The sequence below is a fragment of the Thermomonas fusca DSM 15424 genome (genome assembly GCF_000423885.1).
Taxonomy (GTDB): Bacteria; Pseudomonadota; Gammaproteobacteria; order Xanthomonadales; family Xanthomonadaceae; genus Thermomonas; species Thermomonas fusca.
Genome location: NZ_AUIV01000030.1, coordinates 1 through 14497 on the forward strand (window position 1 = coordinate 1; position 14497 = coordinate 14497).

General features: G+C 69.4%; 11 protein-coding genes. 4 read left to right on the top strand and 7 right to left on the bottom strand.

Features of this window, described 5'->3' with window-relative positions; all coding sequences use genetic code 11:
* Positions 1–310: IS1595 family transposase (locus tag G582_RS16480; protein WP_038053958.1), on the top strand; the 310-nt coding region annotated here is incomplete at its 5' end.
* Positions 311–624: 314 nt separating this feature from the next.
* Here the strand turns inward: G582_RS16480 and G582_RS0111680 are convergent.
* From G582_RS0111680 to G582_RS0111690, 3 genes are read right to left on the bottom strand one after another with little or no spacing between them, the layout of a single operon-like run.
* Positions 625–2343, bottom strand: a complete 1719-nt coding sequence (locus tag G582_RS0111680; protein WP_211219360.1) for a cation acetate symporter — start codon at positions 2341–2343, stop codon at positions 625–627.
* An 11-nt stretch (positions 2344–2354) separates the two neighbouring features.
* Positions 2355–2672 (bottom strand): DUF485 domain-containing protein, encoded by a 318-nt coding sequence (locus G582_RS0111685; protein WP_028839991.1) that lies wholly within the window; start codon positions 2670–2672, stop codon positions 2355–2357.
* Between the two features lie 10 nt (positions 2673–2682).
* Complete coding sequence (locus G582_RS0111690; protein WP_038053960.1) at positions 2683–4062, bottom strand: DcaP family trimeric outer membrane transporter; 1380 nt, start codon at positions 4060–4062, stop codon at positions 2683–2685.
* Positions 4063–4251: 189 nt separating this feature from the next.
* On the opposite strand from G582_RS0111690, the gene acs reads away from it, so the two are divergent.
* Complete coding sequence (gene acs, locus G582_RS0111695) at positions 4252–6195, top strand: acetate--CoA ligase (protein WP_028839993.1); 1944 nt, start codon at positions 4252–4254, stop codon at positions 6193–6195.
* Positions 6196–6205: 10 nt separating this feature from the next.
* Positions 6206–6868, top strand: a complete 663-nt coding sequence (locus tag G582_RS0111700; protein WP_028839994.1) for a response regulator transcription factor — start codon at positions 6206–6208, stop codon at positions 6866–6868.
* 40 nt (positions 6869–6908) lie between these two features.
* On the opposite strand, the gene G582_RS0111705 is transcribed toward G582_RS0111700, so the two are convergent.
* Genes G582_RS0111705 through G582_RS0111715 form a run of 3 tightly spaced genes read right to left on the bottom strand, consistent with a single transcriptional unit; the run spans position 6909 to position 12260 of the window.
* The gene (locus G582_RS0111705; protein WP_028839995.1) at positions 6909–10328 is read right to left on the bottom strand and encodes a hybrid sensor histidine kinase/response regulator; all 3420 of its coding nucleotides are present in this window, start codon (positions 10326–10328) and stop codon (positions 6909–6911) included.
* Positions 10329–10341: 13 nt separating this feature from the next.
* The gene (locus G582_RS0111710) at positions 10342–11436 is read right to left on the bottom strand and encodes an HD domain-containing phosphohydrolase (protein WP_028839996.1); all 1095 of its coding nucleotides are present in this window, start codon (positions 11434–11436) and stop codon (positions 10342–10344) included.
* Between the two features lie 44 nt (positions 11437–11480).
* Positions 11481–12260 (bottom strand): SDR family oxidoreductase, encoded by a 780-nt coding sequence (locus tag G582_RS0111715; RefSeq protein WP_028839997.1) that lies wholly within the window; start codon positions 12258–12260, stop codon positions 11481–11483.
* A gap of 79 nt (positions 12261–12339) precedes the next feature.
* Here G582_RS0111715 and G582_RS0111720 point away from each other — a divergent pair, with 79 nt between their 5' ends.
* Positions 12340–12537, top strand: a complete 198-nt coding sequence (locus G582_RS0111720) for a hypothetical protein (protein WP_038053963.1) — start codon at positions 12340–12342, stop codon at positions 12535–12537.
* A gap of 42 nt (positions 12538–12579) precedes the next feature.
* Here G582_RS0111720 and sppA read toward each other — a convergent pair whose 3' ends face one another.
* Complete coding sequence (gene sppA, locus G582_RS0111725; protein WP_028839999.1) at positions 12580–14472, bottom strand: signal peptide peptidase SppA; 1893 nt, start codon at positions 14470–14472, stop codon at positions 12580–12582.
* Positions 14473–14497: the final 25 nt, after the last annotated feature.

Below are 14497 nucleotides of genomic sequence, written 5' to 3' on the forward strand. Positions count from 1 at the left end.
CGTCCTGCCGACCGCCATCGCGTCGGATGCGGTGCTGTGCACCGACGGCAGCGCCATGTTGGCAAGTGCGGCAAGGGATCTGGGAATTGAGCACCACGCCCTGAACACCTTGCGCGGCGAGCGCAAGCGAGGTGCGTGGCATGTCCAGAATGTCAATGCGCACCACAGCCGACTGAAGGGCTGGATGGCCCGATTCCGGGGCGTGGCGACGTCCTATCTGCCGAACTACCTGGGGTGGTTCCGGGCACTGGAGCGGAATGCCCAAGTCGGCGCAGGACCCGCGTCATTGCTCAGGTTGGCGATGACATGACCTCCATGTCCACAAACAACGCGAACAGCGCCAAGAAGAAAGGCAGGAATCAGGTCGTCCTGGTCGGCTGACCCGACCCCACGGGCGCAGGATCCTTGGCCTGGGGGGTGCCATTCGTAACTTGCCGTTGGATGGCTGTTCCATCGGCGCGAAGCGGGCGTCCGGGTCTCGACTGGCGGGCTGGATAAGACGGCTCGCGACCTCTCCCCAGGCGGATGCCTGCTTCGGCAGGAAGCAACCATCGCTGGCTGGCGCAACAGAAAAACGCCGGCCTTGCGGCCGGCGTTCTGCGTACGTGACGTGGGGGAGGCGCGTCAGTGACCGGAGGACTTGGTGGCCCCCAGCCCGGTTTCCGCCCGCACCTGCTGGGCCTTGAACGCACCGCGTTCCTTGGCGGCCTGGGCGCTGCGGTCGGTGATGGAGAAGAACCAGATGCCGGCGAAGGCGATCGCCATCGAGAACAGCGCCGGCGAGGTGTAGGGGAACCAGGCCGAGCCGGCGGGGTTGCCCAGCGTGGCTTCCCACACCGAGGGCGAGACCACCGTCAGCGCCACCGAGGACACCAGGCCGAGGAAGCCGCCGATCACCGCGCCGCGGGTGGTGCAGTCCTTCCACAGCAGCGACAGGATCAGCACCGGGAAGTTGGCGGAGGCGGCGATGGCGAAGGCCAGCGACACCATGAAGGCCACGTTCTGCTTTTCGAAGGCGATCCCCAGCAGGACCGCGATCACGCCCAGCGCCACCGTGGTGATGCGCGAGACCTTCAGCTCGGAAGCGCTGTCGGCCTTGCCCTTCTTCAGCACGGTGGCGTAGAGGTCATGCGACACCGCCGACGCGCCGGACAGGGTCAGGCCGGCCACCACCGCCAGGATGGTGGCGAAGGCTACCGCCGAGATGAAGCCGAAGAACACGTTGCCGCCCACCATCTTGGCCACCAGCACCGCCGCCATGTTGGCCGCGCCGGCGCCGCCCTTGATGTTGCCGGCCTCGGCCATCTCGGGGTTGGTCAGCACCATGGTGATGGCGCCGAAACCGATGATGAAGATCAGGATGTAGAAGTAGCCGATCCAGGTGGTGGCCCAGAACACCGACTTGCGGGCTTCCTTGGCGTTGGGCACGGTGAAGAAGCGCATCAGGATGTGCGGCAGGCCGGCGGTGCCGAACATCAGCGCCATGCCGAAGCTGATCGCGCTGATCGGGTCCTTGATGAAGCCGCCCGGTCCCATGATCGACAAGCCCTTGCCCGCCGCGCCTGCGGCCTCCTCGGGTGTTGCCGCCGCTGCCGCCGCCAGCTGGGTCTTCACCTCCACGCCCTTGGCGAACAGCGCCTCCGGGCTGAAGCCGTAGTTGGCCAGCACCATGAAGGCCATGAAGGTCACGCCGGCCAGCAGCAGGCAGGCCTTGATGATCTGCACCCAGGTGGTGGCGGTCATGCCGCCGAACAGCACGTAGACCATCATCAGGCCGCCGACGATCACCACCGCGATCCAGTATTCCAGCCCGAACAGCAGCTTGATCAGCGCGCCGGCGCCGACCATCTGCGCGATCAGGTAGAACGCCACCACCACCAGCGTGCCGGAGGCGGCGAAGGCGCGGATCGGGGTCTGCTGGAAGCGATAGCCGGCGACGTCGGCGAAGGTGAACTTGCCGAGGTTGCGCAGGCGTTCGGCCATCAGGAAGGTGATGATCGGCCAGCCGACCAGGAAGCCCACCGAATAGATGATGCCGTCGAAGCCGCTGCTCATCACCATGGCCGAGATGCCGAGGAACGACGCCGCGCTCATGTAGTCGCCGGCGATCGCCAACCCGTTCTGGAAGCCGGTGATGCCGCCACCGGCGGTATAGAAATCCGAGGCCGAACGGGTGCGCGCCGCCGCCCATTTGGTGATCCACAGGGTGGCCAGCACGAACACCGCGAACATGCTGATCGCCACCCAGTTGGTGGGCTGCTTGTCGACTTGGCCGAGGTCGCCGCCGGCGGCCAGCGCGATGTTGCTGGCCGTCATCGCGGCCAGCGCCAGCGATGCCTTCATCTTCGATGCGTTCATCGGGCAGCGTCCTCCAGGATCTGGGCGGTGAGGCGGTCGTACTCGCTGTTGGCGCGACGCACGTACAGCCCGGTGATGGCGATGGTGAACACGATCACCCCGAACGCGATCGGGATGCCGAGGGTGGTGACGCCGCTGCCGATCGGCTGGGCAAGGAATTCCTTGTCGAACGCGATCAGGCCAATGAAACCGTAGTAGACGATCAGCATCAGGATGGTCAGCGTCCAGCCGAAGCCGTTGCGCTTGCGCTTGAGCGCCTGGTAGGCGGGGTTGGCCTCGATGTGGGCCACCATCGGATCTTGCATGTCGGACATGGCGTGCTCCTCAGAAGCTGTACATGACGGTGGCGTGGACGCGGCGGAGGTCGCCGTCCGCGCCGCTTTCCAGTTCGCGATTGCCCCAGATCAGTTCGGCGCCGACGTCGAGCTTCGGCAATGGCGAATAGATCAGGTTGGCGTGGAACGACTGCGCGGACCTGGTCACCCCGAAACCGGTCCAGTCGGTGTCGTTGTCCAGCTGCGCGCGCGAGAACATCAGGTTGCCGCGCAGCTTCGGATCGAACACGTGCCGCCACGCGACGAAGCCGGCCAGCACGCCGGTGGGCTCGATGTCGCCGGCGGCGGCGTCGAGGGTGCCGTCCGCGCCCAGCGCGAAACCGACGTAGCGGCCGATGCCGTTGCCGCCGATCAGCATGTAGCGCAGGTCGTCCTGCTTGCCGAGGTTGTACTTGCCGGACAGGCTCAGGCCGTAGCCGTTGCCGCTGGCATGGGTGCTGGCGGTGTCGTGGCGCAGCTGGCGGGCGATGCCGGCCACGCTGACGTGGCCGTAGTCACCCTTGCCGGTCCAGCGCACGGTGATGTCGGGCAGGTTGCCGTCGTCGCTGGTGGTGCGCGCGGTGCCGCGGTAGGCGCCAACCACCGTCTGCGGGTTCTCCAGCGCCACCGACCACGCACCGCTGGTGTAGCGCAGCTGGGCCTGGCGCACGAACACCGTGCCTTCGGTGGGGCCGACGAAGTCCACCGCGTCCGGCAGTGCCGCCACATCCTGGAAGTTGGACCAGGTCTGGCCGGCCAGCCACTTGTCCCAGCTCACGTAGGCCTGCCGCACGGTCACGCCGTGGGTGTTGGTGGAAGCCTGGTTGCCGAGGTTGGCCATGCCGCCGCCGAACAGGTCGAACTCCAGGTAGGCACGCGCCTTGTGGCCCTGCACTTCGCCGTCGCTGGCGAACCAGAAGCGCGAGAACTGCGCGTGGCTGTCGAGGTCGGTGCGCGACTCGTCCACGCCGCCCACCGGGATCGCGCTGGGCAGGTAGAACATGCGGCCGGCGGTGCCGTCGGCGATCTCGCCGGCATTGGTGCTGGTCGCCATCGCATCAAGCTTGATGAAGCCGCCGAAGCTGAAGCGCGTGTCGGGATTGCCGCTGGCCAGGATCGGCGCCGACTGGATCTTCGGCTTGCCGTCGGCCTGCGCCACCTGCACGGCGTCGAGCTTGGCCTGCGCCTGTGCCAGCGTGCCCTGCTGCTGGGTGAGCGCGGCCTGCTGTTGCTGCTGCGCGCCCAGCAGCGCCTGCACCTGTGCCTCCAGCTGGGCGATGCGGGCTTCCAGTTCCTTCTCTTTCGCGGTCTGCGCGAAGGCCATGCCGGGCAGCAGCAGCGCCGTCGCGATTGCAAGCGCCAACGGCTTGCGGATGGAGCGTGCGTTCATCGTTCCCCTCCCGGAATCAGTGCACGCGGTCGAGGGTGCGGGCAGCCGCGGCGCGCGCCTATTCGCCATTGGTCGTAGATGGCGGCGAATTCGACCAAGGTCTAATTTCACTTGCTGCGTCGCAGCAGCATTGATGCGGCACACTTGCGGAAAGTGGCAACGCCCGCGTGGCGAATGGGAGAAAGCACGATGAGCGACATCTATCCGGTGGAACCGGCGTTCGCGGCACAGGCCAACATCGACCGTGCCGCATACGAAAACGCCTGCGCGCAGGCGCTGGACAACCCCGACGCGTTCTGGGGCGACATGGCCAAGCGGCTGGACTGGTACAAGGCGCCCACCGTCTTCAAGGACGTGAGCTACGACCTGCGCGACTTCCGCATCCGCTGGTTCGCCGACGGCGAGCTCAATGCCAGCGTGAACTGCCTGGACCGCCACCTGGACAAGCACGGCGACAAGGTCGCGCTGATCTTCGAGCCGGATAGCCCGGGCACGCCGGTGCAGAAACTCACCTACCGCGAGCTGCACGCCCGCGTGTGCAAGCTGGCCAACGCGCTGCGCAACCTCGGCGTGGGCAAGGGTGATCGCGTCACCATCTACCTGCCGATGATTCCAGAAGCGGCCATCGCCATGCTGGCCTGCGCGCGCATCGGCGCGATCCACATGGTGGTGTTCGGCGGCTTCGCGCCCAATTCGATTGCCGATCGCGTCTCCGATTGCACCAGCAAGCTGATCATCACCGCCGACGAAGGCCTGCGCGGCGGCAAGAAGGTGCCGCTGAAGGCCAACGTGGATGCGGCGCTCAAGCTGCCCGGCACCAATTCGGTGGAAACCGTGCTGGTGGTGCGCCACACCGGCGGCGCGGTGGACATGCAGATGCCGCGCGACCGCTGGTTTGATGCGGTGGTGGACAGCCAGCCGGCCACCTGCGAGCCCGAGCGCATGAACGCGGAAGACCCGCTGTTCATCCTCTACACCTCCGGCAGCACCGGCAAGCCGAAGGGCGTGCTGCACACCACCGGCGGTTACCTGCTGTGGGCCGCCTACACCCACGACGTCACCTTCGACCTCAAGCCCGACGACGTGTTCTGGTGCACCGCCGACGTGGGCTGGGTCACCGGCCACAGCTACATCGTCTACGGTCCGCTGGCCAACGCCTGCACCGAGGTGATGTTCGAGGGCGTGCCGAGTTACCCCGACTTCTCGCGCTTCTGGGACGTCATCGACAAGCACCAGGTGACGATCTTCTACACCGCGCCCACCGCCATCCGCGCGCTGATGCGCGAAGGCCTGGAGCCGGTGAAGAAAACCTCGCGGAAGTCGCTGCGCGTGCTTGGCAGCGTGGGCGAGCCGATCAACCCGGAAGCCTGGCGCTGGTACTTCGAGAACATCGGCGACAGCCGCTGCCCGGTGGTCGACACCTGGTGGCAGACCGAGACCGGCGGCATGCTGATCACCCCGATCCCCGGCGCCACCGACCTCAAGCCCGGTTCGGCCAGCAAGCCATTGCCGGGCGTGCAGCCGGCGCTGGTGGATGCCGAAGGCAACCTGTTGGAAGGCGCAGCCGAGGGCAACCTGGTGCTGCTGGATTCCTGGCCGGGGCAGATGCGTTCGGTCTACGGCGACCACCAGCGCTTCATCGACACCTACTTCAAGACCTATCCGGGCATGTACTTCACCGGCGACGGCTGCCGCCGTGACGACGACGGCTACTACTGGATCACCGGCCGCGTCGATGACGTCATCAATGTGTCCGGCCACCGCATCGGCACCGCCGAGGTGGAGAGCGCGCTGGTGCTGCATCCGAAGGTGGCGGAAGCCGCGGTTGTCGGCTTCCCGCACGACCTCAAGGGCCAGGGCATCTACGCCTACGTGACGCTGGTGGCCGGCGAGCAGGAAACCGAGGAGCTGCGCAAGGAGCTGGTGGCGTGGGTGCGCAAGGAGATCGGCCCGATCGCGACGCCCGATTTCCTGCAGTGGGCGCCGGGCCTGCCCAAGACCCGCAGCGGCAAGATCATGCGCCGTATCCTGCGCAAGATCGCCGAGAACGCGCCCGACCAGCTGGGCGATACCACCACGCTGGCGGATCCCTCGGTGGTCGAGTCGCTGGTGCAGAACCGGCGCCAGGAGTGACGCCGGCTCCATGACCACCCTGCTCATCGCCGACGACCACCCGCTGTTCCGCGAGGCGCTGCGGGGGGTCGCGCTGCGGCTGTTGCCGCAGGCCGACATCCGCGAAGCCGACAACGCCGCCGCGCTGTACGCGTTGGTGGAAGCCGAGCCCGACGCAGACCTGCTGCTGCTGGACCTCAACATGCCCGGCGTGCACGGTTTCTCCGCGCTGGTGCATCTGCGCGCCACCCATCCGCAGCTGCCGGTGGCGATCGTCTCGGCGCGCGAGGAGCCCGAGGTGATGCGGCGCGCGCTGGACCACGGCGCGATGGGCTTCATCCCGAAGTCCTCCGATGCCGCCACCTTGGCCACCGCGCTGCGGCAGGTGCTGGACGGCGAGCGCTGGATCCCGCCGGCGGCGCTGGCGGCCAAACCGATGGCGGAGGAGGAGCGCGCCATCGCGGCGCGCATCCGCGAGCTCACCCCGCAGCAGTTCCGGGTCCTGCAGATGCTCGGCTCGGGCCTGCTCAACAAGCAGATCGGCTACGAGCTGGGCGTGTCGGAAGCGACCATCAAGGCGCATATGAGCGCGATCCTGCGCAAGCTGGGCGCGACCAACCGCACCCAGGCCATCCTGCTGGCGGGCAAGCTGCTGGTAGACCCGGAAAGCGTGGTGGTGCCGGACGCGGAATAGCCGCGGCCGGGATCGGGGCCCAAGCCCCGACCGCCAGCTTTCATCGTTCCCGCGCCGCCGCCAGGAACGCGCGCAGCGACGCCGGCTTCACCGGCTTGGTCAGCACCCGGTAGCCGCGTGCGCGCGCGGCCTGCTTGAGCGCGACGCTGCCGTCGGCGGTGAGCAATGCGCCGGGCACGTTGCCGCAGGCGGCGCGCAGCGCGTCCAGCGTGTCCAGCCCGTCCAGACGGTCGTGCAGGTGGTAGTCCACCAGCAACACCTCGGGCTGGCTGGTTGCCAGCGCCAGCGCGGCGTCCGCGGTGTCGGCGCAGTGCACGCGCACGTTCCAGCGCTCCAGCAGCGCGCGCATGCCGGCGAGGATGTCGGGGTCGTTGTCCACGCACAGCACGCGCAGGCCATCGAGGCCGGGATCGGGGATCGCGGCGGCGGCCGGTGCGGCGGCGACCACGGTGTCGCCGCGCGGCACCGTGATCGAGAACATCGAGCCGTGGCCGACCGTTGAGCGTGCGTCCATCGTGTGTCCCAGCAGGCGGGCGATGCGCTGGCAGATCGACAGGCCCAGGCCCATGCCGCGGCCGTCCCAGTCGAACGCCTGCTCGTAGCGATGGAACTCTTCGTAGATCTGCCGCATGTGATGGGCGGGGATGCCGGGCCCGGTGTCCCAGACCTGCAGCGCCACCTGGCCGCCGCGTCGGCGCGCCGCCAGCACCACCCGCCCCTGCGGGGTGTAGCGCAGCGCATTGGCAAGGAAGTTCTGCAGCACCCGGCGCAGCAGGCGCGGGTCGCTGCGCACCGCCAGCGGCGGCGCGTGCACGCGCAGGACGATGCCGCGCGCCGCCGCCATCGGCGCGGCCTGCGCGGCCAGTTCGCGCAGCAGCTGGCCGGCGTCGATGTCACGGGTGACCGGAGTCAGCGCGCCGGCGTCCAGCCGCGACACGTCCAGCAGGCCGTCCAGCAACTCCTCGGCGGCGCGCAGCGAGGCGTCGACGCGTTCGGCCAGATGATGCTGTTGCGCAGCGTCTTCGGTTTCGCGTAGCGCCGAGGCGAACAGCCGCGCCGCGTTCAGCGGCTGCAGCACGTCGTGGCTGATCGCGGCGAGGAAGCGCGCGCGCGATTCCTGCGCCGCTTCGGCCTCGCGGGTGCGCTCGGCCACGCGCTGTTCCAGCGTCTCGTTGATGTCACGCAGCTCGCGCTGGGCGTGCACGTGCTCGGTGACATCGGAATAACTGGTGGCGTAGCCGCCACCCGGCAGCGCCTGCCCGCGCAGTTCGATCACCGTGCCGTCGGCGCGCAGGCGCACGGTCACGTGCGGCGAGCCGGCGCGCATGTAGCCCAGGCGCTTGTCGACCTGCGCCTGCACGTCGCCGTCGTCGAGCACGCCCAGCTCGCCGCGCTCGATGTTGTAGCGGATCATGTCGGCGATCGGCCGGCCCACGTAGAGCATGCCGTCGGGATAGTCGAACAGCCGCTGGTAGCTGCGGTTCCAGGCCACCAGCCGCATCTCGCGGTCGACCACGCTGACGCCCTGGTCGATGTTCTCCAGGGTGGTGGACAGGATCTGGCGGTTGAAGCGCAGCGCCTGCCCGGCTTCGTCCAGCACCGCCACCACTTCGGCCACCTCCATGCCGGAGCCGCGCAGCGCACTGGTCAGCACCCGCCGCGCCGAGGCCGCGCCCAGCGCCGCCGCCAGCAGGCGTTCGGTGAACTGGATCCACTGGCGGTCGGCCTGCGCCGCAGGCGCCAGCTCGCGGCCCAGGCTCCGGGCCTGTTCGGCGAAGGCGCGCTGGGCGGTGCGCTCACCGACGATGCGTTCGGCCAGCGAGCGCAACTCGCCGACCCGCACGCTGCCGCGCCAGTCGTCGCCGGCCAGGTTGCGCTGTTCGGCGTAAGGGTCGAGGAACGGCGCCGCGCGCAGGCGTTCGTCGAGGCTGGGCCGCCAGCGCATCGAGGCCAGCAGCAGGCCGGCCACGTTGGCGAACAGCGAGCAGACCGTGCCGTGGGTCAACGGATCCCAGCCCGACAGCCCGAACAGCTGCTGCGGGCGCAGCCAGCCGATCCCGAACGGGCCGGTCTCGACCCAGCCGGCATCCAGCCAGCCGGAACGGGCCAGCGTGGGCAGCAGCAGGGTGTAGGCCCAGACCACGAAGCCTGCCAGCAGCGCGGTCTCGGCGCCGCGCCGGCTGGCCCCGCGCCAGTACAGCCCGCCGATCAGTGGCGGCGCGAACTGCGCCATCGCCGCGAACGCCATCAGCCCGTAGGTGGCGAGATCGGTATCGCTGGCGCTGGCTCGGTAATAACCCCAGGCCATCGCCGCCAGCAGCACGATGGCGGCACGGCGGATCCACAGCACCGTCGAGGCCACGTTGTCGCCGACCAGTCCCGAGCGCAGCAGCAGCGGCATCGCCAGGTCGTTGCTGACCATCGTCGCCAGCGCCACGCTGGCCACGATCACCATGCCGGTGGCGGCGGAGAAGCCGCCGACGTAGGCCAGCAGCGCCAGCGCGCTGTGGCCCTCGACTTGCGGCAGCGCCAGCACGAAGCTGTCCGCCGGCACCGCGCCATCGCTGCCGAAGCGGGCCACCCCGGCCACCGCGATCGGCAGCACCATCAGGCTGATCGCAACCAGGTAGGCGCCGAACATCCAGCGCGCGCGGCGGATGTCGGCGACGTCGGCGCATTCCACCACCGCCACGTGGAACTGGCGCGGCAGGCAGACGATGGCGGCGAACGCCAGCAGGGTCTGGGCGACGAAGCCGACCGGCGGCGCGCTGTCCACCAGCGCGCGGGTGGCCGCACCCAGCGGGATCGCGCGCGCGTCCAGCCAGAACAGCGCGAACACGCCGATCGCCACCAGCGCCACCAGCTTGACCAGCGACTCCAGCGCCACCGCCAGCATCAGGCCGGGGCGATGCTCGGTGGCATCGACCTGACGGGTGCCGAACAGGATCGCGAACAGCGCCATCAGCGCCGCCACGTACAGCGCCGGGTCGCCCCACACCGACTCCTGCACGCTGCGCCCGCCCAGCACGTCCAGGCTGATCGCCACCGCCTTGAACTGCAGTGCCAGGTACGGCACCGCGGCGATCAGCGCGATCACCGCCACCAGCGCCGCCACCTGCTGCGAGCGGCCGTAGCGGGCGCCAAGGAAGTCGGCGATCGACACCGTGCTCTGCGACTGCGCGATCAGCGCCATCCGCTCGAGGATGCGCCAGCCGAACAGCAGGAACAGCAGCGGGCCAAGGTAGATCGGCAGGTAGCCCAAGCCCTGCCGCGCGGCGGTGCCGACTGCGCCGTAGAACGTCCACGACGAGCAGTACACCGCCAGCGCCAGGCTGTAGACCAGCGGCCGCAGCCAGTTACTGCGCGGATACAGCGGGTGGCGGTCGCCCAGCCAGGCCACGCCGAACAGCAGCGCGGCATAGCCCACCGACACCAGCAGCAGCGCCCAGCCCGGCAGCATCCCCGCGCCTGCCTCAGGCCGCCTCGGGCTGGTGGAAGCGGGCGTGGATGGCGCGCCAGTCGTCGAAGCAGCGCTCCGCCACCGCCACGCACTGCGGGTCGAACTGGCTGCCGCTGTTCTCGCGCAGGTAGGCCAGCCCTTCGTCCAGGGTCCAGGCGCGCTTGTACGGGCGCGGATTGGTCAGCGCGTCGAACACGTCGGCCACCGCCACGATCCGCCCGGCCAGCGGGATCGCCGCGCCGGCCAGGCCGCGCGGATAGCCGCCACCGTCCCAGCGCTCGTGGTGGCAGGCGATGACGTCGAGCAGCAGCTGTGCGTAGTGCTCGTTGGCCAGCCCGAACTCGCGCATCATCGCCTCGATCATTTCGCTGCCCTTCTGCACGTGCGATTTGGCGATTTCGTATTCCTCCGGATCGAGCTTGCCGGGCTTCAGCAGGATATGGTCGGGCACGGCGATCTTGCCGATGTCGTGCAGGCCGGCGAACTGGAACAGGAATTCGATGTCCTCGTCGCTGTGGCCCATTCCTTCCGGCAGCGCCCGCGCGATCGAGCGGGTGTAGTGGGCGACGCGGGTGAGGTGGCCGGCGGTTTCCGCGTCGCGGTGGCGGCCCAGTTCGCGCGCCAGCGCCATCGCGCTGCGCAGCGCGCGGGTGGCGGAGAAGGCATGCGAGACCAGCGTGCCGATCAGCTGTGCGTAGTCATCCAGTTCCAGCGTCACATCGTCACGGAAATGCCCGGGCTCGCGCGAGTCGAAGAACAGGAAGCCCAGCAGTTCGCCCCGTGCATACAGCGGACAGGTGTAGCTGGAGCGGTAGCCGGCGGCGAGGATCCGCTGCGTGTGTTCACTGGGCGAGCCGGCCAGCGTGGCCAGGTCGTCGATGATCCGGCTGCGGCCGGATTCGTGCAGCTGCCGCAGCGAGGTCACCTCCGCCAGCGGCACCTGGTAGCGCTCCAGCGGCGTCTGTTCGTCGGAGCTGTGGATGAAGGTGCTGAGCTGGCCGCTGTCGGCGTTGTACAGGGCGATGCCGATGCGACCGACGCTGCCGACATGGGCCTGGATCTGCGCGTGGATATCGGCGATCTTGGTGCCCAGCGTGTCGTTCTGCATCGTCCGTCGCTCCTCGTGGCGGCCGCGCGGAACGCGGCGGTTGCTCAGAAACCGTAACGCAAAAAGCCGCCGTCCACGGCGATGCACTCGCCGGTGACGTAGCCGGACGCGGGCAGGCACAGGAACGCGACTGCCGCCGCCACTTCCTCCGGCTCGCCCACGCGTCCCATCGGCGTGCGCAACAGCACCTCGTCGAGGTAGTCGGGATCAGCCAGCTTGCCGCTGGTGCGGCGGGTGCGGATGTACCACGGCGCCACCGCGTTCACCCGGATGCCGTCCTCGGCCCATTCCACCGCAAGGTTTTTCGTCATCTGGTGCAGCGCCGCCTTGCTCATGCCGTAGGGCGCGCCGCTGCGCACGTGGGTGAGGCCGGACACGCTGCCGATGTTGACGATGCTTGATGCCGCGTGCTTCGACAGCAGCGGATGCGCCAGCCGGCACAGCTCGAAGGCGGAGAACAGGTTGGTTTCGAAGATCCCGCGCCACTGGTCTTCGCCGTAGTCCAGCGCCGGCCGGGTGAGGTTGCCGCCGGCGTTGTTGACGAGCAGGTGCAGGCCACCGAGGTCTTTGGCCCAATCGATGATCTCGGCGCGCTGTTCGTCGTCGGTGACGTCGGCCGGCAGCGCCAGCACCGCGTCCTCGGGACCGGGGAATTGTTCTTCCAGTTCGGCGCGCGCCTGCTCCAGCAAGCCTGCGTCGCGGGCCACCATCAGCACCTGCGCGCCGAAGCCGAGCAGCTCGCGGCAGATCGCCAGGCCGATGCCGGCGCTGGCGCCGGTCACCAGCGCGCGTTGTCCCGACAGGCTCCAGCGGGGCGAAAGCATGCGCGATCTCCAAAAGTGGGTCGGGCGTAGGATAAGCGCAACCCCGCTGCCGGAGACCGCCATGCGCCGAGTCTGCTGGATGTCCTTGCCCGTCGCCTGCCTGCTGGCGGCCTGCACGCCCTCGCCGCCGGATCCCGAGCAGCGGCCGGAACCGCAGGTGGCGCCGGCGGTCAGCGCCGATGCCAATGCCTACAGGAATGCCGCGCGCGATGCGGCGGCGAAGACCCAGGCGCAAGCCTCGCAGCAGGCGCGCGCGGCGGATGAAGCGGCGCGGTAGCTGTGTTGCGAGGCGACCGGGTTGCCCCGGTCGCCGCCGGACTTACATCGGTTCGCAGAAGCAGTAGGCCAGCGCCTTCACTCGCGCCTGACCGCGCTTGTCCAGCGCCTGCTGCACGAAGCGCAGCGGCGCCTGTTCATGGGCGCGGCTGGCCAGCAGCAGCTCGCCCAGCCCGGTGCCGCGCAGCAGGCCCAGCCCGGCACGGCTCTGCATCAGCTCCGAGAGCATCTGCGACAGCGGCACCGTGCGTTCTTCCACGTACACGGTCTGCCAGCGGTCCGGCTTGCCCAGCTTGGCGCGCGCGGCGGCATCGGCAACCGCCTCGCCCAGCCCGCCCAACGCATCCACCAGCCCGCGCTGCTGCGCCTGTGCGCCGCTCCACACGCGACCGCGCGCGACTGCGTCGATCTGCTGCACCGGCTTGCCGCGCGCCTTGGCCACCTTGCCGGTGAAATCGCGGTAACCCTTCTCGATCACCGCCTGCACGGTGATGGCCACGCCCGGGTCGAGTGGACGGGTGATGTCGAACGCGCCGGCGTACTTGGCGGTGGCCACGCCGTCGGTGTGCACGCCCAGCTTGCCGAGGGTGCGGTCGACGGTGGGGAACAGGCCGAAGATGCCGATCGAGCCGGTGATGGTCGAGGCATCGGCATAGATGCGGTCGGCATTCATGCTGATCCAGTAGCCGCCGGACGCGGCGACGTCGCCCATCGACACCACCACCGGCTTGCCGGCGGCCTTGAGCGCCTCGACCTCGCGGCGGATCTGCTCGGAGGCGAACACCTCGCCGCCGGGCGAATTCACCCGCAGCACCACCGCCTTCACGTCGTCGTCGTCGCGCGCCTCGCGCAGCAGTGCCGAGGTGGATTCGCCGCCGACCTTGCCCGGCGGCAGCTCGCCGCCGGCGATCTCGCCCTCGGCCACCACCACCGCCACCTGCGGGCGGGTGTCGGCCTGCGGCAGGGTGCCGTCCAGGTGCTGCAGGTAGGTGGCCAGTGCGACCTGGCGGAAGCCGCCGTCGGCGTTGTCGTCGGCCACGCCGCGCTGGGTGAGCAGGTCGGCGACCTCTTCGCGGGTCTTCAGCGCGGTCACCAGTTTCTGCCGCAGGGCCAGCTGGGCCAGGTCGCCGTTGGCTGCCGCCACCTGTTCGGGCAGGGTGTTGGCGTAGCTTTCCAGGGTGGCGGGATCCAGCCCGCGCGCCTTGCCGACGTCGGCCAGCAGGCGCTTCCACAGATCGCCCATCCAGAACAGGTCGGCTTCCTTGGATTCGGGCGAGGCGGCGTCGAGGATGTAGGGCTCGGCGGCGGACTTGTACTCGCCGACCTTGAACAGGTGCATGTCGACGCCGAGCTTGTCCTGCAGCGCCTCGCGGTAGTACTGCCGGTACGAGGCGAGCCCGTCCAGCATCACCCCGCCGGGCGACATCGGGTCGAGGTAGATCTCGCTGGCCTGCGCCGCCAGCAGGTACTGGCCCTGGCCGTAGGCGTCGCCATAGGCGATCACCTGCTTGCCGGCGGCGCGGATCGCGCCCAGCTTGGCCGCCACCTCGCGCAGCGAGGCGAAGCCGCTCGGCTGCAGGTCGTCCAGGTACAGCGCCACCCGCTCGATGCGCTTGTCGGTACGGGCGGCGTCCAGCGCGCGCAGGGCGTCGCGCAGGCGGACTTCGCGGCAGTCGCCGCTGCCGGTGGCGCGGGCCAGGTTGCGGCTGAACGGATCGCAGCTGTACTGCTCCACCAGCCGGCCCTCGGGCGCGAACACCAGGGTGGCGCGCGGCTCCAGCGGCGCCAGCCTGCCGCCGCCGAAGATCGCCACCAGCACGATGGCGAGTACCAGCAGGAACAGCAGGTTGAACACCAGCCGGCGGCTGAAGTTGACGGCATCCCACAGGCCGATGGCCAGGCGGGCGATGGGGCCGCGGCGGCGGGGTTCGTTCATTGCGATGCTCCGGAGAATGCGGGCC

Bases quoted from the DNA above. Each gene is read 5' to 3' on its own strand.
- G582_RS0111705 (WP_028839995.1), bottom strand. From the start codon at position 10,328: ATGCTGCCGGGCTGGGCGCTGCTGCTGGTGTCGGTGGGCTATGCCGCG.
- G582_RS0111680 (WP_211219360.1), bottom strand. From the start codon at position 2,343: ATGAAGGCATCGCTGGCGCTGGCCGCGATGACGGCCAGCAACATCGCG.
- acs (WP_028839993.1), top strand. From the start codon at position 4,252: ATGAGCGACATCTATCCGGTGGAACCGGCGTTCGCGGCACAGGCCAAC.
- G582_RS0111690 (WP_038053960.1), bottom strand. From the start codon at position 4,062: ATGAACGCACGCTCCATCCGCAAGCCGTTGGCGCTTGCAATCGCGACG.
- sppA (WP_028839999.1), bottom strand. From the start codon at position 14,472: ATGAACGAACCCCGCCGCCGCGGCCCCATCGCCCGCCTGGCCATCGGC.
- G582_RS0111685 (WP_028839991.1), bottom strand. From the start codon at position 2,672: ATGTCCGACATGCAAGATCCGATGGTGGCCCACATCGAGGCCAACCCC.
- G582_RS0111720 (WP_038053963.1), top strand. From the start codon at position 12,340: ATGTCCTTGCCCGTCGCCTGCCTGCTGGCGGCCTGCACGCCCTCGCCG.
- G582_RS0111710 (WP_028839996.1), bottom strand. From the start codon at position 11,436: ATGCAGAACGACACGCTGGGCACCAAGATCGCCGATATCCACGCGCAG.
- G582_RS0111700 (WP_028839994.1), top strand. From the start codon at position 6,206: ATGACCACCCTGCTCATCGCCGACGACCACCCGCTGTTCCGCGAGGCG.
- G582_RS0111715 (WP_028839997.1), bottom strand. From the start codon at position 12,260: ATGCTTTCGCCCCGCTGGAGCCTGTCGGGACAACGCGCGCTGGTGACC.